Below are 19,618 nucleotides of genomic sequence, written 5' to 3' on the forward strand. Positions count from 1 at the left end.
TCCTGTGATGGAGAAACACCATGAGTTCACCCGATATCGACGCCCTGTTCGATTTTCCCTGCGATTTTCCGATCAAGGTGATGGGCGCGACACATCCGGAATTCCGAGATGCCGTCGTGACTGTGATCCGCGAATTCGATGACCAGTTCGACATTGAGCGCATTGAAACGCGCCCGTCCTCGGGCGGAAAATATACTGGCCTGACTATCACCGTGCGGGCGCAAAGCCGCGCACATCTCGACGATATCTATCGCGCGCTGACCGGTCACCCAATGGTCAAAGTGGTACTTTGAGCTTGAGTTGAGGCTCGGCCGCGAGTGGCTGCATAGGTGCATCGCAGGCAGCCGGCGTGCACTCGTAGAGTTGCTTGAAGCGTGCGATTTCGTCGAAGAGCCAAGTGCGAAAGACCTGCACGCGTTGCGTTCCCAGCAACGCGGGCGGGCAGACGAAGTAGTAGTTCCACGGGCTCGGCCCGTCAATATTGAACAGCCGCACGAGCCGGCCCGCCACGATTTCATGCATGGCAAGCGACCGGCGCACGAGCGCAATTCCCTGGCCTTGAATGGCCGCCTGCAGCAAATTCGACGAATCCTCGTATAAAACCCCGCGCTTTGGCTCAGGACAGTCCACGAGCCCGGCTGCATCGAACCACGGTTTCCAGAGTTCGTCGTGCGAGCGCAGCAGAGGCGCGTCGGCCATGTCGGCGGGCGTGCGGGGCAGTTTGCCACCGCAAAAATTCGGCGAACACGCTGGGAAAAACACTTCATCGAGCAATTCTTCCGAGTGCAATCCGGCATATTTGCCCAGGCTGCTGAATCGGATGGCGACGTCCACGTCGTCGCGGGTGAAATCGGTAAGTGTGTTGGTTGAGAGCAGTTCCAGGTTGATTTCCGGATGCTCTTCGATAAACCCGCCGATCCGCGGCGTCACCCAGCGTGCCGAAAACGACGACAACATTGACACCACCAGCCGCCGGTCCCGTTCACCCGAGCGCAGGCGACGCGTGGCTTCAGCGAGGGCGGAAAGCGTGGCGCGAACCTCGGTGGCGTATTGGCGGCCGATGTCCGACAGGCGTACGCGTTTGCCGTCGCGAGCGAAGAGCGTGACGCCGAGATCCGCTTCGAGCGCACGGATCTGGTGGCTGACGGCGCCATGGGTGACGAAGAGTTCGTCGGCGGCGCGTGAAAAGCTTTCGTGACGCGCGGCGGCTTCGAAGGCGCGCAGCGCGTTGAGGGCGGGGAGTTGTCGGAGGTCCACGATCGTTCACTCTCGAATTGCATATGTGAATTTATCTCACAAACCGAAGAAAATTGCTCGTTTTGCTGAAAGGCAAGCTGAGCCTAAGCTTTAGCCATCAAGACGATTTTTGGCGGAGGCTGTCATGCGAGAAATATCCACAAGCATCACGTTTGAGATTGGTGACGGAGAGACTGTGCCAATGAAGATTGGCCGCAGTGTCAGGTTGGTCGTTCAAGGTGCGCCGGTGTGGGCCACGCGTAGTAACGATACGGAAGATTACTGGCTTGTGCCGGGTGAATGCCTGAAGCTGCGTGAGCGCGAACGGTTGTGGCTCAGCACGGAGAAGGGGCGCACCGCGCAGGTGGTTTTCACGTTGGCGCCGCGGGCCGATCAGCGGGCGATTGGATGGCTGACGCGCCGGTTCGAGAAGCTTGCGGGGCGGTTCAGGTCGGGGTGGAGGACGGTTTAAGAGGGTTTTTCGTTCGCACTGGCGTTTATAGCGGTTTAGTTCGCACAGGCGGTCTGGGATTGGGCAGGCGGCTGGGTACGGGGTTTAGCGGTCGGAATTGATGCGGGTCGCTGGCTCCCCAGTCGCTAAGTCCCGAAACCATCCCCTCAAAAACCGTCCACCGGCGCGAGCTGCCGAACTTCGGTAAACTATCGGGACTATGTCCGCCCAGCCGGTAATAACTCTCCATTCAGCATCAATAGATCACTCCGTTCCTAGCGTTTTGGCCCCCTCGGTCATTTTCCGCTGGCGCGGCCTCGAGCCCTACACACAAAGTTTCGACGCCATGCGCGCTTTCACGGACACGCGCACGCCCGAAACGGTTGACGAAATCTGGCTCGTCGAGCATCCGCCCGTTTTCACGTTAGGACTGGCCGGCGATCCCGCGCATCTGCTTAATCCCGATAGCGATATCCCGCTTGTGAAAGTCGATCGCGGCGGTCAGATCACGTATCACGGGCCGGGACAAGTCGTCGCGTACCTGCTGCTTGACCTGCGCCGCCGCAAGCTCATGGTCCGCGAACTGGTACAGCGGATTGAGGCCGGCGTGATCGAAACGCTTGCATCGTATAATCTCGCAACGGAGCGCAAGGAGCGCGCGCCGGGCATCTACGTCGCGCCAACGCCGTCGCAGCTCGCCCACGCGGGCGCGAAGATCGCGGCACTCGGGCTGAAAATTCGCAACGGCTGCAGTTATCACGGTGTGAGCCTCAACGTGAAGATGGACCTGCAACCGTTCCTCGCGATCAACCCGTGTGGCTACGCCGGACTCGAAACCGTCGACATGGCAACACTCGGCGTGAGGGCAGAATGGAACGACGTGGCTCAAATGCTGGCTGAAAACCTCACTCACCATATCGGCGGCCATCGCGCGACCGCCGCCCAACCGCAGAACGGCGTGGCCGTCTGAATGGACCGACCGAATGACTGACGTAACCGGAAATCTGGCTGGCAGCACCGCTTCATCAACCGCCGCTGCTGCGCCCTACGACGCCACCGCCAAACAGAAAGCGCAAGCAAAGACTGCACGCATCCCGATCAAGATCATCCCGATCGAAAAGCTGAAAAAGCCGGAATGGATTCGCGTGAAGGCTGCAACGGGCAGTTCCCGATTCACCGAGATCAAGCAAATCCTGCGCGAACACAACCTTCATACGGTCTGTGAAGAGGCGAGCTGCCCGAATATTGGCGAATGTTTCGGCAAGGGCACCGCGACCTTCATGATCATGGGCGACAAATGTACGCGTCGTTGCCCGTTCTGCGACGTGGGCCACGGCCGCCCCGATCCGCTCGATGCGGACGAACCGCTGAACCTTGCACGCACGATCGGTGCGTTGAAGTTGAAATATGTGGTGATCACGAGCGTGGATCGCGATGACCTGCGTGACGGCGGCGCGGCGCATTTCGTGGAATGTATCCGTCAGGTGCGTGAGCATTCGCCCATGACGCGCATCGAAATTTTGACGCCGGATTTCCGTGGCCGTCTGGATCGCGCAATCGGGATTTTGACCGCCGCGCCGCCAGACGTGATGAACCACAATCTCGAAACGGTGCCGCGTCTGTACAAGGAAGCGCGTCCGGGTTCGGATTACGCGCATTCACTCAAGTTGCTGAAGGACTTCAAGGCGCTGCATCCGGAAGTCTCGACCAAGTCCGGCCTCATGGTCGGCCTGGGCGAAACGGAAGAAGAAATTCTTCAAGTCATGCGCGACCTGCGTGCACATGACGTCGACATGCTGACGATCGGCCAGTATCTGCAGCCGTCCGAGCATCATCTTCCGGTGCGTTCGTACGTTCACCCGGATACTTTCAAGATGTACGAGGAAGAAGCGTACAAGATGGGCTTCACTCACGCGGCCGTTGGCGCGATGGTGCGTTCGAGCTATCACGCGGATCAGCAGGCTCACGACGCGGGCCTGGTTGGCGCGATCTAAGTCTTCTGGCTTGGCTGGTACGAAAACCCACGGAAACGTGGGTTTTTGCGTTTTGAGACCTCTCCGATTGCCCGGAACGCGCGACTCTGCCAGAAGCGGTTTCGATGTGCCCAAAACCTCGGGAAAGCCCGTAGACAAAGCTTCTAAGGGATAACCCGAGTGCCGTCCGGATGGTCGGACGGTCCAATTCCCGAATTCCGGAAACGCGGATTTTCGCGGCTTCTTGCCTGCAAAAAACCCTTAAAAATCAACGCTCAACGCGAGTCAAAAACTGGCATCGACCTTGCAATATGAAGGGCTGGCCAGACAGGCCACAAAAAAGACAGGGAGACGATTCAATGCAACCCATCCCATCCAGCTTCGCCTGATTTTGCCGACGCCAGACGCGCATCGCCGCAGCCTAGCGCCGGCGCGTTTTTGTCTCACCCCTTTGCCATTCGCCGACCATGCCCGCAACCACCGTGACCACCGTGAAGAAACCCTTTTATAAAGTCCTCTATGTGCAGGTGCTGTTGGCGATTGCCATCGGCATCGCGCTCGGGCACTTCTATCCCGCGCTCGCCACCGAGATGAAACCGCTCGGCGATGGGTTCATCAAGCTCATCAAGATGGTGATCGGCCCAATCATCTTCTGTACGGTCGTCACCGGCATTGCCGGCATGGAAGATATGAAGAAGGTTGGCCGCGTGGGCGGCAAGGCGCTGCTCTACTTCGAAATCGTCTCCACTTTCGCGCTCGTGCTCGGCCTCGCTGCTACGCACATCTTGAAACCGGGCGTGGGCTTCAACATCGATCCGGCTACGCTCGACGCCAAGGCAGTCGCCTCGTACGCCGCCAAGGCGCACGGCCAGACGACCACCGATTTCCTGATGCATATCATTCCGGACACGATCTCGTCGGCGTTCGCACAAGGCGAAATCCTGCAGATCCTGCTGGTCGCGCTGCTGTTCGGCGCGGTGCTGGCGACCGCGGGTGAGAAAGGCCGCGTGGTGACGGGCTTTATCGAAAGCTTGTCGCATATCCTGTTCGGTATCGTGCGCATCATCACGAAGCTGGCCCCGATCGGCGCGTTCGGCGCAATGGCGTTCACCATCGGCAAGTACGGCATCGGCTCGCTGGTGCCCATGCTCAAGCTGATCGGTACGTTCTATCTGACGTCGGTCGTGTTCGTGGTCGTCGTGCTCGGCGCGATTGCACGGCTGGTGGGCTTCAACATCTTCCGGTTCGTCGCGTACATCAAGGAAGAAATGCTGATCGTGCTGGGCACGAGTTCGTCAGAAGCTGCGTTGCCGCAACTGATGCTCAAGCTCGAAAAGCTCGGCTGCTCGCGCTCGGTGGTGGGCCTCGTGGTACCGACCGGTTATTCGTTCAACCTCGACGGCACCAACATCTACATGACGATGGCCGTGCTGTTCATCGCCCAAGCGACGAACACCGACCTCACGTGGACGCAGCAACTGACGCTGCTCGCCGTGACCATGCTGACGTCGAAGGGCGCAAGCGGCGTGACCGGCGCAGGGTTCATCACGTTGGCCGCAACGCTCGCTGTGGTGCCGACCATTCCGCTGTCGGGCATGGTGCTGATCCTTGGTATCGACCGCTTCATGAGCGAGTGCCGCGCGCTGACGAACATCGTGGGTAACGGCGTGGCGACGGTCGTTGTATCGGCGTGGGAAAAGGAACTGGACCGCAACAAGCTGCGCGATCAGCTCAAGCACGGCGCGGTGGATACCGAAGCCGAAACCGTGTCCTGATTGGGCGAAGCAGCGGCTCATGCAAGCGCGCTGCTTTCCCGGCATTCGATATTCACGCGAAAGGGATCAACAGCAATGAAAGCGGCGAAGCATTCGGTGGCGGATGCTTCGCCGCATCCGTTTACGAAGAGTGCGGCGGAGGCGGCGGCGAGAGCGTCGGAGAAGGCGTCCACGGAAGCCGCGTTCGAAGCGGCGCGTGCCACAATTGGGGCTCCCTATCGTCTGGAACCCCTTCACGTGACGCGGCGTTTGGTCGTTTTCCTGCTTCTTCTCGCGGCGCTCGCCGGCGTGTGCGCGCTGACGTGGAGCATCGCGTGGCAACGCGGGCTCGACGCGTTGCGTCAAAACGCGGCGGCGCGCGTCGACCGCACGACGGCCGAGCTGAAAAGCACGCTCGACCGTTACGAATATCTGCCTTATCTGCTTTCGCGCCATCCGTTCGTGCAGGAGGTTCTCGCCGATCCGAACCCGCAATTCGCCGCACGCGCGGACCGTTATCTCGCCGACCTGAACACGCGCGCGCGTGCCACGGCGACGTACATCATCCAGGCGAACGGGCGCTGCGTGGCGGCGAGCAACTGGAATGGCCCGGATAGTTTCGTGGGCGCGGAATACTTGTTCCGGCCGTATTTTGTCGATGCCGTCAAAGGCGGCACCGGCCGTTTTTTCGGGCTCGGCACCATCTCACGCGAGCCCGGTTATTTCATCTCGCAGCCGGTATTCAAAGAAGGTACGCGGGACATTATCGGCGTGGCGGTGGTCAAGCTGAATCTGGAATGGCTGCAAGGCGCCGATGCCTCCGAGCCGCTGCTCGTCACCGACGATCACGGCGTGATCTTCCTGTCCTCAGTGCCGGCGTGGAAATATCACACGCTGCGGCCGCTGCCGAAGGATATCGAGGCGTCGGTGTATTCCGCGCGGCAGTACGCGCAGCATCCGATCACCGCGCTGCCGATCACCATCGTGCGCACGCTCGAAGGCGGCGCGCAAATCGTGCGCGTGGGAGGCGGCCGCGACGCGCCGAGTTTTCTCGCCACGCAGCGCGCGCTCGGCGAGCCCGATTGGCATTTGATGACGATGGTGTCTCTTGATCCGGCGGTCGATGCCGCGTGGAGCGCGACGATTGTGACGGCGCTGGTGTTCGTCTCGCTCTGTTTGTTCGCGTTCTACTGGCGCATGCGTCGTGTACGTGTGCGGGAAATGATTCGCAGCCGCGCGCTGTTGCAGACCGCCTATGCCGAGCTGAATGAGCGTGTGGCGGAGCGGACGGCGGATTTATCGGAAGCGAACGCGTTGCTGATCAAGGAGGTGAGCGAGCGCACGCGGGCTGAACAGGACTTGCGGGCCGCACACGACGAGCTGATCCAGGCGAGCAAACTGGCCGCGCTGGGGCAGATGGCGGCGGGCATTACGCATGAGTTGAACCAGCCGCTTGCCGCGTTGCGCAGTTTCTCCGACAACACCCGCGTGCTGATCGAGCGCGGCGATCACGTGGCGGCGCACGAGAATCTCGAGGCGATTGCCGCGTTGACGGAGCGCATGGGAAAGATCACGAATCAGTTGAAGTTGTTCGTCGCGAAGGCCCGTCCGAAAAACGCGCGCACCGATGTTGGCCGCGCGTTGCGTAACGTGCTCGCCATGCTGCAGCCGCGCATGAAGAACGTAGTGCTCGCCTTCGATGCCAACGAGCGCGCCGATTCCAGCCCGCCGCTGTATGTGCGCTGCGAGGATCTGCGGCTCGAGCAAATCCTGATCAACCTGATCGGCAACGCGCTGGATGCGGTCGCCGCGTGCGATGTTCCTCGTATCGAGATTGAGTTGGTGAGGCACGAAACAACCGTGAATATCGTGGTGCGGGACAACGGGCCGGGCATTCCACCCGATGTCCTGCCGCGTCTTTTCGAGCCGTTTTTCACGACGAAGGAAATGGGCCACGGATTGGGCTTGGGGTTGGCGATTTCATCGGCTATCGCGCGGGATTACGGCGGCACGTTGGTCGCGCGTAATCTGATCCCGCAGATGGAAGTGGATGGGCCGGAGGGCGGCACGCAGGCTGACGCGGATCGCTCGCACGGGGCAGAATTCGTGATTACGCTGCATCGAGCGTGACGAGAACGCGACCTTAAAGCGATCGGCGCAGCGGCACGCTCCACATGCTGAGAAAATGCCGTAACGCCCGGCGTTTCGCGCCGAAAGCGGCAACACGAAGCAATACCCCGCAGGAGTAGAAACCCATGACCGCAGGCCTTCAGGTGATCTTCATCGAAGACGATGAACTGGTACGCCGAGCAAGCGTGCAAAGCCTCCAGCTCGCCGGCTTTGATGTAACCGCGTTCGGCAGTGTGGAGGGGGCGTCACGCCTGATCGATGCCAGTTTCCCCGGCGTGATCGTGAGCGATATCCGTCTGCCGGGCGCGAGCGGCCTCGACCTTCTGGCTCAATGCCACGAACGGGCGCCCGAAGTACCGGTCATTCTCGTGACAGGCCACGGCGATATCTCGATGGCCGTCCAGGCCATGCGCGACGGCGCGTACGATTTTATCGAAAAACCATTCGCATCGGAGCGGTTGATAGAGGCAGTTCGCCGCGCGCTGGAGCGTCGCACGCTCGTGCTGGAAAACCGCGCTCTGCGGCGTGAGCTTGCAGGACAGAGCAGCGTGGCGCCGAGAATCATCGGACGCAGCCCGGCGATTGAGCAGGTGCGCAAGCTGATTGCGAACGTCGCGCCCACCGATGCCTCCGTGCTGATAAATGGGGATACCGGCGCCGGCAAGGAGCTGATCGCGCGGAGCTTGCATGACCTCTCGCCGCGTCGAGACAAACCCTTTATCGCGGTGAATTGCGGCGCATTGCCCGAGCAGATGTTCGAATCGGAAATGTTCGGCTATGAGGCCGGCGCGTTTACCGGTGCGCAGAAACGCCGTATCGGCAAGCTGGAACATGCATCAGGCGGCACGCTGTTCCTCGATGAAATCGAAAGCATGCCGCTCGCGTTGCAAGTGAAATTGCTGCGCGTGCTGCAGGACGGCGTGCTGGAGCGGCTGGGCTCGAATCAGCCGATTCGCGCGAACTGCCGGGTGATCGCGGCCGTGAAGGGCGACATGACGGAGCACGTCGCGGCAGGCACGTTCCGACGCGATTTGATGTACCGGCTGAATGTAGTGACGATCACGCTGCCGCCGCTCGCTGAGCGCCGTGAAGACGTAGTGCCGCTGTTCGAGCACTTTTTGCTCGATGCCGCTGTGCGTTACGAGCGCCCGGCGCCGTTGCTCAGCGACCGTCAGCGAGCTGAACTGATGCAGCGCGACTGGCCGGGCAATGTGCGTGAACTGCGCAACGCGGCGGACCGGATGGTGCTGGGTATCATCGATGAAACCGGTGTCCCGCTCGATGCAGCCACGCAATCGCTCAAGGAGCGTACGGAGCAGTTCGAGCGGGCGGTGATCGGGGAGGTGCTGGAGCAGTGCGGCGGTGTGGTGGCCGCAGCGGCCGACCGGTTGCAGCTCGGCAAGGCCACGCTCTACGAAAAAATCAAGCGCTATGGACTGGCGGCGAAGGGTGAGGTTGACCGGTAAACGGAGGCGCTGTTTCTGCGTATTTTTTTAGCTTCTGTCGGGTGTCACCAATACTGAAAAATGCGTCGTTGAATTTAAGGCGATTTTTCGGGAAGAGTGGCACCGAGCGGCCAGCACGTGCCGAGGAAAGTGAAATATCCGTCGCGCACGGCCGCAGTAAGTAAACAAACCGCCGTTTTCTCATTGGCGCGTTTGGACTCTATAGTCGGTCGCAAGCCAGCGGCCAGCTTGCCGCGGTCAGCGATGGGCACGGACCGGCCACTTTCAGCCATTCGACAACGACGCCTGAAGTGCCGACAATGTAGCGTTCATCGATTGCATCTTGCTACCACCGGTTTATCAACATACGCCGTAGCGAAAGCTGACTGGCCCTTGTGAATCGACTAATCCGAATTCCGTTTTTTTCGTAAAACCCGGACTAGAACCGCGTAAAGCAACAAAATGACCCCGAAAATTTTGGCTATTTCAAGTTCTATGCGAAATTCGCGCCAAGAAGATTCATGGCGATCTAACACAGAGTGCGCAGGGACTTCCGGATCATAGAAAGCTGATACGGTCGTACCATTAGACCTTGAGGTTGCGCTTTGTCTAGCCGCGTCCGCCGAATCAAACCATCTTTTCTCGTACCCAGTCGTAAACGTGCGGCTATCGCCTCGATACTGATGGCCATTGACACTATACGAATAAAACCAAAATGGGTACCACGACACGCGGCCACGAAGTCCCACAGCCTCCACATCTGATGAGATGATTTCGGCGTTGGTTTCCTTCCAGCCTTGTTCAGCGTTCGCCAGTGCGCGCCGTTGTTGGATGGGTACAGCGAGCAAAATAGAAAATAGTATGTAAAGCCCGATAATAATGAACGCAGGGATTAAAAATGTCTTCGTTCTTGGCTTGGTTTTCGGAGGACCGCCCTCGGGGCGAAGCTCGTTCGCGGTCGTTGATAGAGTCTTCGACCCATTCTCGATTCTTGGCTTAATAAATTTAAAATAAAATCCGGTCGCCGACAGCAAGCTCGCGCAGAGATAAATTGCCATGATAGACAGAGGGGCGAGATGATTCGCTCTTCCGTAGAACAGAATCGCTACTAGGGTAAATACGTTGCCTGAAAAAACACCGAAATACGCGAATTTCGTAATTTTATCCATATGTCCTAACGCGGAAACGAATCTAAATATGAATAACGGCTGTATTTCAAGAAACTTTACACAGGCAGATCTTGGAACGGTTGACTAGCGTGGCTGCCGTGGCAGCGAACGTCTGCAATTTAGAAAGTCAACCGTCGCCTGTGGGTCGATCAGCGACGGTGGCGGACGGCCGAGTCCTCGGGGAAAGTGTCGGTCGCCCGGATTTCTGCAAGAATTGTGGCAGAAGCTTTTCACTTACTTGGCACAGTTTTCACTTTCTGTGGCACCCGACAGCTCCCCACAAAACAAAACGCCCGCTGATTCATCAGCGGGCGTTTTGTTTTTAACCGTGTAACGCGTCAAGCCGAACCGGCCGGTCTCAGGCAGCCTTCAGCGCTTTATCGAGAAGCGCATCGAGTTCCGAGAATGTCGGCTCACCCACGTAACGCTTCAAGATCTTGCCGTCCTTATCCACGACAAACGTAGTCGGCGTCAATTGCACATTGCCGAACTGCTTTGCGGCGCTGCCGTCGTCCATTGCAACCTTGAAGGGCAGGTTGCGCGTTTGCGCGTAGTTGGTCACGTACATCGGCGCGTCGTATTTCATCGCCACCGCGACAAATTCCAGGCCACGGCCCTTGAAGCGGTTGTACGTGTCGACCATGGCCGGCATCTCTTTCATGCAGGTTTCGCAGTCGGTCGCCCAGAAGTTGATCAGGTAGACCTTGCCCTTGAGATCCGTGGATGTCGAAATCTTCTGGCCCGACAACAACGTGAACGTGGCATCCGGAACGCGTTGCTGACCGCCGAACGCAAAATAGCCGGTGCACGCAATCACGCCGGCGATAACCGCCATCACGATGTAGCGCAGCGGGCTCTTGCTGCGTCCCGGTGAAACCTGTGAATTCTCTGACATGGAAACCTCGAGCTTGCTCGGTTCTTACTTGGTTGGTACTCGGCTGTTGGTACTGGGCTTATTCGCAACAACGCCAGCGTGACTGGATGGACCGCATTTTAGCTCCAATCTCGAAAAAGCGTTCTGCGTGCGGTTTGCTGTGGGCCGTTTGCAAGGCAGGGCGCTATCTTCTTTGAAAGCCGCCGTTTTGGTCACCGCCAACGGTTTCAGCACCGGCAGCGGATAATCATGCTTTTTTCCCAGCTTTTCTCATGATCCGATCTTTTCACCGCGCCTTGAAATCCGCCGTTCTTTATACCGCCTATACCGCAGTGCGTTCCCTGCGCACGCTACTCAGGTCAGCCGCTTCGACCACTACGCTTTTGTTCACCGCCGCTGCGCTGCTGGCCTGCACGCCGGCCTACGACTGGCGCACGATCCAGAACAACGACGACGCGTACGAAGTTACCTTCCCGGCGAAGCCGCGCTCCGACGCGCGCGATATCGACGTAGCCGGCAAGCCGATGCATATGAAGATGCAGACGGCCGAGGCGGGCGACGCGGTATTTGCCGTCGGTACGGTTGATTTGCCTGATGCCGATCCGGCGACCCAGCGCGCTGCGCTTGATTTTCTTCAGCAAGGATTGGCACGCAATCTCAACGCCGCGCCCGCTGCGCACCCTGTTGACATTGAAGTGGCGGCGGGCGGACATTTGGCCGGCGCGGAAATCACTGTCAGCGGCACAAGCGCCAACGGCCAGAAGAGCGAAACGCGTCAGATCCGGGCGCGTTTCATTGCCAAGGGAACGCACGCTTACCAGGTCGCGATTGTCTCAACCAAGATGCCGCCGCCCGATCAAATCGATCAGTTTTTCTCCTCCTTCAAACTTTTTTAAGTATTTGCACCGAAGCGCAACCATTCGTTCGCCGGTATTTCTCAAATTGAACGACACCGCGCAAACGTTTCGGGCATGAGAAATCGCACAAGCATTTACAGCTAAAACTAGGATTTATCTCAGTTTTTTGAACTATCCACAGAGGCTGTGGATAACTTTGTGGAAAACATCGCCGCGACCTCGCCAAGCGCCCGTCCGACGCGGCTTTCCTTACTTTGCCTTGATTCAGTGCAGCCTAAAATAGGTAATAAAATCAATGGCCTGCCGATCATTGCCAAAACGGATGTTTGATCAGATGTTAGCGAAACCAAGAACGATGCAGTGTGCATAAGTCAAGTCTTGACAGGCGATTTTTCTTTTTTGGGGTCTCGGGATTTCGGTGGTGGTTTATGCAGTAGCAAATGCTCGTCGATATTGAATCGCTTCAGCGAGGTGAGTCGCGGTCGGTGAATCGGCCGCAGCGAGATCGGCGATCGTACGCGCCACCTTCAGAACCCGGTAATACGCGCGTGCCGACCAGCCAAAACGTTCACCGGCTTCGCGGAGCAGGGCTTCCCCAGTGGCATCGAGCCGGCAGACCGCATCCACTTCGCGTCCGTCCAGCTCGCGGTTCGTCTTTCCCTGCCGTTCGAGTTGCCGGTCGCGTGCGTCGGCGACCCGCCGTGCAACGGTCGCGCTGGTTTCGCCAATCGAGGCACTTCTCCCCGACAATTCCGCCGGAGACAACGCGGGTAATTCGATCTGGATATCGATGCGATCGAGCAGCGGCCCGGATAATTTGCGCAGATAACGCGTGGCGACGTCGGGTGTGCATCGGCAGCGGCCGTTCGGATCGCCACGCCACCCGCACCGTTTACATGACATGCCATGGACACACGGTAAGCCGTTGATTTGTTTAGGTTTGTACGGTCTTTCGGATGTCCACGCTTCGGGAGGGAAAGTGTGGACATTTCTTGATACGTCTGTCCATGGATTGATTGTCGACGCGCACCAAATGGTCAGGCGACTTCAACGGACAGAACAATTGTTGTCCGCTCGGACATCCGACTTTTGCGACCAAAGGATTGGCCGCCATATCCTTCTGCCACGCTGGAGTCGAGTCTCGCCTGCCCTTCAGAAACGCACCTGCGAACGCCATCATCGGCGAGCCGACCGCAGACATGTTCACTTTTGGACCCGCCTACTAGGGCGACCGCCCCAAGCAGGATGCGAAACTTGGTCTAAACCGTCCGGCCACCATTTTTTCGCAGAGTTTTTCGCGCGGGTTTTGGCGTAGTTTTACGGGCAGTCTTCCGCGCCGTTTTACCAGCGTTCGACTTCACAGCTTCAAAATTCAAAATCGCTGCCTCAAGGTCGCTGACTACCTTATCAAGCGTTAGGCCAAGCGCTTGCGACCAATTTCTTAATTCGATGGCGTCAAGTCGGCGTTCGCCTCGCTCACATTTCCCGACAAATGACTGGGTAAGGTCCAACCGTCTCGCCAATTCGACTTGCGACAGTCCAGCCGCTTTCCGTCCTTCCCGCAGCGTGGACAACAGGAGAGCGTAATGCTCCGTGTAAATGGACTTTTGCACGAGGGAGACCGAGGTGTCAAAACGGCGACAGCTTGCAGTCCATCTACGAATAGTCCAAAATCGACTATAGTCGAAAATCGACTATTTTCGCAGGACACCCTTGTCCAAGAGCGATACCTACGACGGATCGTCAGCATGCAGCGGAAGATCCATTTCACGCTATACGAGGCAATTATGGAATCCCGGAGCAATGCAAGGCGTAGGAGCCTGATGACGCGTTTGGAGGACAAAATGCGAACTAGCGTTAGCGAAACAGCACCCAAGCCCCCGCCCGGTATAGCGTCCCAGACGGCCGACGTCGAGTCGTTAGACATTTTGGAAGTGCTCTTTCTCCTCTGCAAGAAAGACGGACTCGAAGTAGCGGGCGACCCGAGCCGCGCATTTGCGCATTTTGATTTGGAAACCGGCAAGCTTCGCGTTTACGCAAGAGACACAACGGCGGTTGATGTTGCGTCCGACCCGGAGGCATCCATGCTCGCGGCGCTCGACTATGCGCAAGTGCAGGGGGCTAGCTTCGAGGCGAATGATAGAACTGCCGTGTGCACTATTAAAGGGGTCACAGCTCATGGCCACACCTATGGGGAAGCCGCGGTGCGAGCTCTTGCCAAGCTGAAGCTTTCGTCATAGTCCCGAGCACTGATGCGGAACGAAATGGCGCGAGCCTTTGTGTCAGCGGCAAAGTTCAAACCTTAAGTTCGACGGTTTTTAGGATCACGAGAACGACACCGGCCCCTAACTAATTCCTGCCACCATGAATGTAACCACGACCAAAGGAGCGTCAACGCCACGGCGGCCTCGCCGAAAGCGAGGCACTCTTTCGCCTGAAGAAGCGCGGCTCGCACAGATAGACCACGCGATTGATTGTGCTGTTGTCGCTGCTTTGTTGGTTGACCCTATAAGCTGGAACGCGCTTCTCGAACTCTCCGACGAGCAGCTCGGGCGCATGTTTAAGAACCGACTGTGGAAAGTCATTGGCACGTCGACGATACTGAACCTAGACCTACCTTCGATGCGTGATGAGGGCGAGAAACTGCGCAAGGGCGTTAGCCGCAAATCGAAACTAAGAACAAGTGAACACCCAATACGGAGCGCGTTGACAAACTCCGGGGGTTACGACCTCGTGCATCAAGGGAAGTTGCTCCGCGTGGCCGACTACCTTGGGGCTGCAGATGTCACAGAAAGGAAACTAAGCAAATCCCTCGCTTCTAGGAAAGTCTTTAGCATTGAGCTCGAAGGAGAGGTGTACATCCCCGGATTCTTTCTGTGTCCCATGATCCATCACAACGACTTCGCGAAGGTCATACGTGGCCTTGGTGATACGTCCGGTTGGGACAGGTGGAACTTTTTTACCACTCCGATAGAGTCGCTTAGCGGTTCGACGCCGCTTCAATTTCTCGCGGTTAACAAGGTCAAACCTGTGCAAAAGGCGGCCGATGAATTCGCGAAGGGCTGAACGCAACTTCTATCGGAGCCATGGAACAGATACTAGAACTCGTTCTCCAAAATCTACCGCTTCTGTATGTGCCAGCAATCGGTGCTGTTCTTGCTTTGGAAGTTTTGCGCATCAAAAAACATTACGTCAATCACGGATACATCTTCCGTCGCTCAGGGGCTTCATCGCACAAGCATCATCCTTCGTACTTTGCAACGAGCAACATGCCTACTGAAAACGTACTCGACTTGGAGATTGCTCTGCGCAAAATTCACGAACTCGCTCTCGCGGATGGGGACCTTGGCCATGAGTATTGGCACCAGGTGGGGCAACTCCTTCGCCGAGCGGCTGGCATGCAAGCGCAGATAGATGCGCTCAGCAAAGAACTAGAGCTTTGTCAGGTGAAGCAACGCAAGCGACACTGAGATGGATATTTTTTCATGGTAAAGATGCCCAATACTGATACGCAAATTCCGGCTGACGACATCGCCGTGAGCAGACTTCTCTCGAAGGTTTTGCGACACGAACCCGAGATGGTTGCGGATTGCGGCAACTCGCGGGGGAGCGCAGAGATGAGTGCACCCTAACGCAACATCCGGCCGACAGAAGTGCATCCGGTCGAAGCCTGCGTCCATTCGTCGGAACGCCGGGCACCTCGAAGAAAGTACGGGTAGTGAGCTGGAAACCCAAGGATACAGCCCAGGTCCGATGTTCCGAAATCTGGGCAATTCGAGGCGCGGGCTGCCGCGGTGTATCGAGAACCCCTGACATCTTGCGCAAGTAGGTCAGCCGTTACCGTTGCGCGCCCCACGCCTGAGGTCAGATTCGGTTTGAAGAAGCTCGGCGACGGTCCTCACCGGACAAAAGCTCGCCTACAAACAAAAAAAATTCACGCCGATAAAGTCCAAGCACAGACACGAGATTTTCAGATTTTTCGGATACGAGCTCTTTAAATATCCGACTTTGGCCATTTCATGCAGCCTCTTTTTGCTTATACGAACAAGTCTAGCAACTGCGGACACTGAGACATCCAAATTCTGGATTGCTCTCACCAAATTGTTTGGCGGCCTCAAAAGCGAAGTGCAACACCTATCTCGTATAAGGTGTCGCAATGCCCGAAAAAATTTCTTACCAACAACTTCAGCCTGAAGAACGCCTGATCATTGCAAGCTTGCATCTGCAGGGTTCAAGTATGCGAGCCATGGCTCGCATACTTGGGCGCTCGCCGGGAACTATCAGCCGCGAGTTAACGCGAAACAGCTCTCCTGTTGGCTATGCATCAGTGCCTGCTGCAGCGCTTTGCAGCGCGCGCCGCAGTGCGTCACGCCCTCGGGCCAAGCTTTGCCCGCAAAGTGTCTGCTGGCGCATCGTTCTCACCCTGCTTGAGTGGAAATGGTCGCCTCAGCAGATATCGGGCACACTGAAGCGCATGTATCCAACCGACTCGACCCAGCACGTCTCGCACGAAACCATCTACACGGCTATCTATGCTCAGCCGCGCGGTGAACTGCGCCGCCAACTCATTGCCTGCCTGCGCCATGGCCACAGCACGCGCATGCCACGCACGCGGGGCACCGACCGGCGCGGACAGATTCCCGACATGGTCAGTATCCACGTGCGCCCGCCCGAAATTGAAGACCGACTGCTGCCAGGTCACTGGGAAGGCGACTTCATCAAGGGTGCGAACAACCAATCCTCTGTAGGCGTTCTGGTCGAGCGCACCAGCCGCCTGGTGCTGCTTGCCAAGATGGAGGACGCCACCGCCGCTTCAGCGCTAGCGGGCTTCTCCGCCAAACTCAATTCGATTGTGGCGCCCTTACGGCAAAGCTTTACTTACGACCAGGGCAAAGAAATGTCGCGGCATAAGGAGCTGGCCGCCGCCACCGGCGTGAATGTCTACTTCTGTGACCCACATAGCCCCTGGCAACGTGGAACCTGCGAGAACACCAACGGGTTGCTGCGCCAGTATCTGCCTAAAGGCACGGACCTATCGGTCTACAGTCAGGAAGAACTCGACGCGATCGCCGACAGTCTGAACAGCCGCCCGCGCGCCACTCACGCGTTCCATTCGCCATTCGAGGTCTTCGCTGCGACACTTGCCTCAGCAAGCCAACCTCAAGGCTCTAAACACTAGCCCCTCCTGTTGCGCTTCGGTTTGAAACCGCCTTTCATATTCGAAGAGGCTACTTTAAATGACGTGCAGCTCGGAAATTACCATTGGCGGCTATGAACTGGATGTATGGAGACGTTCCTACACCTTGTGGGAGCGTTTCGAGAAACGAGACAGAATCATACGTTCGCGCAAGGGTTTCCTCAGTAATGGTGAAGAGAGAATCGTGGTGGACTTTGTATATTCGATAACCGCCGAGGTTCTTCGCAAACGTCTTGGACGCGCAGGTTTCTCATGGAAGACATTGGAACAGGAGTTCCTAACGTTTTACCAGGCTACTTGCCAGAAAGGGGGAACGTTGTTCTTCAATCCGTATCCTGACGCCGAAAAAGCACAGGCTCGCGCTGAAGCGTTCCGTGCCGCAACGCTCGACGATTGGCTCGAGGCTCTCGCCAAAGCGGTCAAGGGGAACGTCACACGCGTTCGACGGAACGCTGGGGAGGTCTTTCATCCCACAAATATCTTGGTCGACATCATCACGGGTTCGGACCGTCCGGATGAACGTGAACTGATGACGGAGCATTGTCTTCTTGGGTTTCCGTGCCGCTCAATCGACAACATGGCGACAGCGCTGCTGGAGGTCTTACCGGGAGACGCATTTTGCGAGCAGGAAGTAACGATGTTTGTTGAACACCAAGGTGACATCACTTTCGATGACATGCGAGTGCGGACACCGAAGTTAATCGTCACTCAGGATGTGTCTTACGACGACATCTAGCATCACGCATTTCAGCGATGTCATCCTGAATTCAGGACATGGTTCGACTCGTCAAAAGAACGAGAATTCAGAGCGCCGGCGCTTCAGACGATTGAGCACGGTCTTTCGCAAAAGAGCGCTCTTCAGCAATTGAACAAAAGGAATTTATATGCAATGTGTTGTAAACGCCACCATCGGCGGCTACCCTATCGCGAGTACCGCTGACAGCTACAACCAATGGTACTTTCTGCCAGAGGACCGACTCATCCGTTGCCGGCAACGGAGTTGCGACAGTGTCGATGTCGAGTGTGTGTATTCAGTAACGGCGGATACGCTTCGTCGGCGTCTCGGCCGTGCCGGCTACAACCGCGCTTCGTTGGAGGAAGAGTTCCGGGACTATCATGACCAGATTCGCTGCAGGCGAAGAGGCGATAGGGATAACCTGCATTTCACCGGCGAATTCGCTGAAGTTTACGCAGAAGCGTTCATATCGGCTTGGTCGCTCGACGATTGGCTCGATGCGCTGGCAAGGGCGGTTAAGAATGGAGTGACGCACGCTGGACGAGCGACGGAGGGGTTCAGGCCGACAGGTAATCTGCTGGTAAACATCATCACCGGTCCGGACCAACCGGAGCTTTACGGAATGGAACTCGAACACGGCCTCCTGGGATTTCCTTGCAGCAGCTTGAGGAACTTGGCAGTGGCATTGCTTGAGGTCACTGCGGGAAATGCAGCGTGTGAGCTCGACGTGACATCGTTCATCCAGCATTGCGACGATTCTACTTTCGATGACATGCTCGCGCGACGAGAGGGATAATTGGACTCAGCGTGCGCGATCAACATCGCGCACGTTTTTTCTTTGGTTGGAATGAAAGGTACATGGCCGAGCTTATGCAACTCGTAATAGTCGGGGTCGTCAGTCGGCGAGGCGAAACCCCAGATGCCATTTTCGCTAGACGTACCTCAACCATCGAAAAAATCGCTGGGGGCCAACCAGTGGCCAAGTCGCAACGAGGAGGTCTGCCGGGCCCCCTTGGGACGGAGCGTCAGTGACCTGCTAGGCAACGGTTTCGATAAGTCCGAGCAACATGGGTTGGAAGCCTCCAGAACTCGAGTCCAAATTTGGCTTCTTCGATGCAGTGTAAAATCTCAAATGCGCGCTCGCCACATCGCCAGCCACCCTGTTGTGCAAATCTGAGTTCCCGCTTGAGTTTCCTTTTCCGAAGTTCTGAGCAAATCCATTCGGAGGCCGCGTCTTCATCGCGCGGACGTGCCGTCAAGGGCAGAGCCATCATCATTTCAGCATTCGCTTCATCAAAGGCGTGACAGGCAAGCAGTTCCTCGACTTCACGCAATACATCGACGGCAGTCCGTTGGCGTGTTTCAGCCACTGCATGCCAATGAGGATATTGTCTCGTTACGGCCTCGATTACCGTCTTGAGTTCGAAGTCCCGCCAAAATCGCAGAAGCGGCCGATATGCGTAATCGAACGCGAATTGGAGGTTGCCTACATTGACGTGACCGTCATTCATTTGGCAGTCGACCATGAATCCGACAACATCTTGGGCAACTTTTTCGTAGAGGTTTTCGATAGCTTGCTGCGCTGGTTCTGCGGTTTGCATTTTAGTTCTGTTCATTTGCAACGTTTCGCTGACTTGAAGAGGAAAAGAAGTGACTTGTTGTGAAGGGCGCCGAAAGTATAGAAGCCGCATACCTGCATGATCCGTACACCGCATTGCGTGGCGCGCCCTCCTCGCGACACGAAAAGGCGCAACTCGACTAGGTGTCGAATTAACCTGATTTTGATGACGCTTGTT

At 57.2% G+C, this 19,618-nt stretch carries 20 protein-coding genes and 1 pseudogene; 15 read left to right on the forward strand and 6 right to left on the reverse strand.

Features of this window, described 5'->3' with window-relative positions; all coding sequences use genetic code 11:
- Window positions 1-20: 20 nt before the first annotated feature.
- Window positions 21-293, forward strand: coding sequence for a DUF493 family protein (locus tag SBC1_RS01210; protein WP_165085854.1), 273 nt, complete (start codon window positions 21-23; stop codon window positions 291-293).
- On the opposite strand, the gene SBC1_RS01215 is transcribed toward SBC1_RS01210, so the two are convergent.
- Complete coding sequence (locus tag SBC1_RS01215) at window positions 277-1,257, reverse strand: transcriptional regulator GcvA (protein ID WP_165085856.1); 981 nt, start codon at window positions 1,255-1,257, stop codon at window positions 277-279. The two genes, SBC1_RS01210 and SBC1_RS01215, sit on opposite strands and share 17 nt — an antisense overlap.
- Before the next feature lie 124 nt (window positions 1,258-1,381).
- On the opposite strand from SBC1_RS01215, the gene SBC1_RS01220 reads away from it, so the two are divergent.
- From SBC1_RS01220 to SBC1_RS01245, 6 genes are all read left to right on the forward strand, one after another.
- Window positions 1,382-1,708 (forward strand): DUF2917 domain-containing protein, encoded by a 327-nt coding sequence (locus SBC1_RS01220; protein ID WP_165085860.1) that lies wholly within the window; start codon window positions 1,382-1,384, stop codon window positions 1,706-1,708.
- Window positions 1,709-1,907: 199 nt separating this feature from the next.
- A complete protein-coding gene (gene lipB, locus SBC1_RS01225) occupies window positions 1,908-2,657 on the forward strand; it encodes a lipoyl(octanoyl) transferase LipB (RefSeq protein ID WP_165085863.1) in 750 nt (249 codons plus the stop codon).
- Window positions 2,658-2,670: 13 nt separating this feature from the next.
- Window positions 2,671-3,681, forward strand: coding sequence for a lipoyl synthase (lipA, locus tag SBC1_RS01230; RefSeq protein WP_165085865.1), 1,011 nt, complete (start codon window positions 2,671-2,673; stop codon window positions 3,679-3,681).
- Window positions 3,682-4,151: 470 nt separating this feature from the next.
- A complete protein-coding gene (locus tag SBC1_RS01235; RefSeq protein WP_165085868.1) occupies window positions 4,152-5,435 on the forward strand; it encodes a dicarboxylate/amino acid:cation symporter in 1,284 nt (427 codons plus the stop codon).
- 75 nt (window positions 5,436-5,510) lie between these two features.
- The gene (locus SBC1_RS01240) at window positions 5,511-7,544 is read left to right on the forward strand and encodes an ATP-binding protein (protein ID WP_165986989.1); all 2,034 of its coding nucleotides are present in this window, start codon (window positions 5,511-5,513) and stop codon (window positions 7,542-7,544) included.
- A gap of 125 nt (window positions 7,545-7,669) precedes the next feature.
- A complete protein-coding gene (locus SBC1_RS01245; protein WP_165085873.1) occupies window positions 7,670-9,010 on the forward strand; it encodes a sigma-54 dependent transcriptional regulator in 1,341 nt (446 codons plus the stop codon).
- A 383-nt stretch (window positions 9,011-9,393) separates the two neighbouring features.
- Here SBC1_RS01245 and SBC1_RS01250 read toward each other — a convergent pair whose 3' ends face one another.
- Together SBC1_RS01250 and SBC1_RS01255 are read right to left on the reverse strand one after the other, a co-directional pair.
- A complete protein-coding gene (locus tag SBC1_RS01250) occupies window positions 9,394-10,158 on the reverse strand; it encodes a DUF3592 domain-containing protein (protein WP_165986991.1) in 765 nt (254 codons plus the stop codon).
- A 358-nt stretch (window positions 10,159-10,516) separates the two neighbouring features.
- Window positions 10,517-11,053, reverse strand: a complete 537-nt coding sequence (locus SBC1_RS01255) for a peroxiredoxin (protein ID WP_165085878.1) — start codon at window positions 11,051-11,053, stop codon at window positions 10,517-10,519.
- Window positions 11,054-11,304: 251 nt separating this feature from the next.
- On the opposite strand from SBC1_RS01255, the gene SBC1_RS01260 reads away from it, so the two are divergent.
- Both SBC1_RS01260 and SBC1_RS40390 read left to right on the forward strand, forming a co-directional pair.
- Window positions 11,305-11,928, forward strand: coding sequence for a hypothetical protein (locus SBC1_RS01260; protein WP_243830258.1), 624 nt, complete (start codon window positions 11,305-11,307; stop codon window positions 11,926-11,928).
- A 159-nt stretch (window positions 11,929-12,087) separates the two neighbouring features.
- Complete coding sequence (locus SBC1_RS40390; RefSeq protein WP_255540302.1) at window positions 12,088-12,219, forward strand: hypothetical protein; 132 nt, start codon at window positions 12,088-12,090, stop codon at window positions 12,217-12,219.
- Between the two features lie 96 nt (window positions 12,220-12,315).
- Here SBC1_RS40390 and SBC1_RS01265 read toward each other — a convergent pair.
- Both SBC1_RS01265 and SBC1_RS01270 read right to left on the reverse strand, forming a co-directional pair.
- Window positions 12,316-12,777 (reverse strand): annotated as a pseudogene (locus SBC1_RS01265) (ATP-binding protein); the annotation flags it as partial.
- 371 nt (window positions 12,778-13,148) lie between these two features.
- Entirely contained in the window at window positions 13,149-13,502 is a 354-nt protein-coding gene (locus tag SBC1_RS01270) for a helix-turn-helix domain-containing protein (protein ID WP_165986995.1), read from the reverse strand.
- Between the two features lie 135 nt (window positions 13,503-13,637).
- On the opposite strand from SBC1_RS01270, the gene SBC1_RS01275 reads away from it, so the two are divergent.
- The 6 genes from SBC1_RS01275 to SBC1_RS01300 all read left to right on the forward strand — a co-directional run bounded on the left by SBC1_RS01275 (window position 13,638) and on the right by SBC1_RS01300 (window position 18,618).
- The gene (locus tag SBC1_RS01275) at window positions 13,638-14,129 is read left to right on the forward strand and encodes a hypothetical protein (protein ID WP_165986997.1); all 492 of its coding nucleotides are present in this window, start codon (window positions 13,638-13,640) and stop codon (window positions 14,127-14,129) included.
- Window positions 14,130-14,385: 256 nt separating this feature from the next.
- The gene (locus tag SBC1_RS01280) at window positions 14,386-14,955 is read left to right on the forward strand and encodes a hypothetical protein (protein WP_165986998.1); all 570 of its coding nucleotides are present in this window, start codon (window positions 14,386-14,388) and stop codon (window positions 14,953-14,955) included.
- A gap of 20 nt (window positions 14,956-14,975) precedes the next feature.
- A complete protein-coding gene (locus SBC1_RS39720) occupies window positions 14,976-15,359 on the forward strand; it encodes a hypothetical protein (protein WP_243830259.1) in 384 nt (127 codons plus the stop codon).
- A 698-nt stretch (window positions 15,360-16,057) separates the two neighbouring features.
- Window positions 16,058-17,068: an IS30 family transposase gene (locus SBC1_RS01290; protein WP_241202253.1), complete on the forward strand. Its 1,011-nt coding sequence runs from the start codon at window positions 16,058-16,060 to the stop codon at window positions 17,066-17,068.
- Between the two features lie 58 nt (window positions 17,069-17,126).
- Window positions 17,127-17,822, forward strand: coding sequence for a HEPN/Toprim-associated domain-containing protein (locus tag SBC1_RS01295; protein WP_165986999.1), 696 nt, complete (start codon window positions 17,127-17,129; stop codon window positions 17,820-17,822).
- Window positions 17,823-17,970: 148 nt separating this feature from the next.
- Window positions 17,971-18,618: a HEPN/Toprim-associated domain-containing protein gene (locus SBC1_RS01300; protein ID WP_165987001.1), complete on the forward strand. Its 648-nt coding sequence runs from the start codon at window positions 17,971-17,973 to the stop codon at window positions 18,616-18,618.
- Window positions 18,619-18,847: 229 nt separating this feature from the next.
- Here the strand turns inward: SBC1_RS01300 and SBC1_RS01305 are convergent, their stop codons facing one another.
- Window positions 18,848-19,438 (reverse strand): hypothetical protein, encoded by a 591-nt coding sequence (locus SBC1_RS01305; RefSeq protein WP_165987003.1) that lies wholly within the window; start codon window positions 19,436-19,438, stop codon window positions 18,848-18,850.
- Window positions 19,439-19,618 lie beyond the last annotated feature (180 nt).

It is taken from the genome of Caballeronia sp. SBC1 (assembly GCF_011493005.1).
GTDB lineage: Bacteria > Pseudomonadota > Gammaproteobacteria > Burkholderiales > Burkholderiaceae > Caballeronia.

What these genes read in the sequence shown, in the direction of transcription:
- SBC1_RS01245 (WP_165085873.1), top strand. Translation starts at nt 7,670, where the DNA reads ATGACCGCAGGCCTTCAGGTGATCTTCATCGAAGACGATGAACTGGTA.
- SBC1_RS01240 (WP_165986989.1), top strand. Translation starts at nt 5,511, where the DNA reads ATGAAAGCGGCGAAGCATTCGGTGGCGGATGCTTCGCCGCATCCGTTT.
- SBC1_RS01275 (WP_165986997.1), top strand. Translation starts at nt 13,638, where the DNA reads ATGCAGCGGAAGATCCATTTCACGCTATACGAGGCAATTATGGAATCC.
- SBC1_RS01260 (WP_243830258.1), top strand. Translation starts at nt 11,305, where the DNA reads ATGATCCGATCTTTTCACCGCGCCTTGAAATCCGCCGTTCTTTATACC.
- SBC1_RS01210 (WP_165085854.1), top strand. Translation starts at nt 21, where the DNA reads ATGAGTTCACCCGATATCGACGCCCTGTTCGATTTTCCCTGCGATTTT.
- SBC1_RS01250 (WP_165986991.1), bottom strand. Translation starts at nt 10,158, where the DNA reads ATGGATAAAATTACGAAATTCGCGTATTTCGGTGTTTTTTCAGGCAAC.
- lipB (WP_165085863.1), top strand. Translation starts at nt 1,908, where the DNA reads ATGTCCGCCCAGCCGGTAATAACTCTCCATTCAGCATCAATAGATCAC.
- SBC1_RS01220 (WP_165085860.1), top strand. Translation starts at nt 1,382, where the DNA reads ATGCGAGAAATATCCACAAGCATCACGTTTGAGATTGGTGACGGAGAG.
- lipA (WP_165085865.1), top strand. Translation starts at nt 2,671, where the DNA reads ATGACTGACGTAACCGGAAATCTGGCTGGCAGCACCGCTTCATCAACC.
- SBC1_RS01295 (WP_165986999.1), top strand. Translation starts at nt 17,127, where the DNA reads ATGACGTGCAGCTCGGAAATTACCATTGGCGGCTATGAACTGGATGTA.
- SBC1_RS39720 (WP_243830259.1), top strand. Translation starts at nt 14,976, where the DNA reads ATGGAACAGATACTAGAACTCGTTCTCCAAAATCTACCGCTTCTGTAT.
- SBC1_RS01300 (WP_165987001.1), top strand. Translation starts at nt 17,971, where the DNA reads ATGCAATGTGTTGTAAACGCCACCATCGGCGGCTACCCTATCGCGAGT.
- SBC1_RS01305 (WP_165987003.1), bottom strand. Translation starts at nt 19,438, where the DNA reads ATGAACAGAACTAAAATGCAAACCGCAGAACCAGCGCAGCAAGCTATC.
- SBC1_RS01255 (WP_165085878.1), bottom strand. Translation starts at nt 11,053, where the DNA reads ATGTCAGAGAATTCACAGGTTTCACCGGGACGCAGCAAGAGCCCGCTG.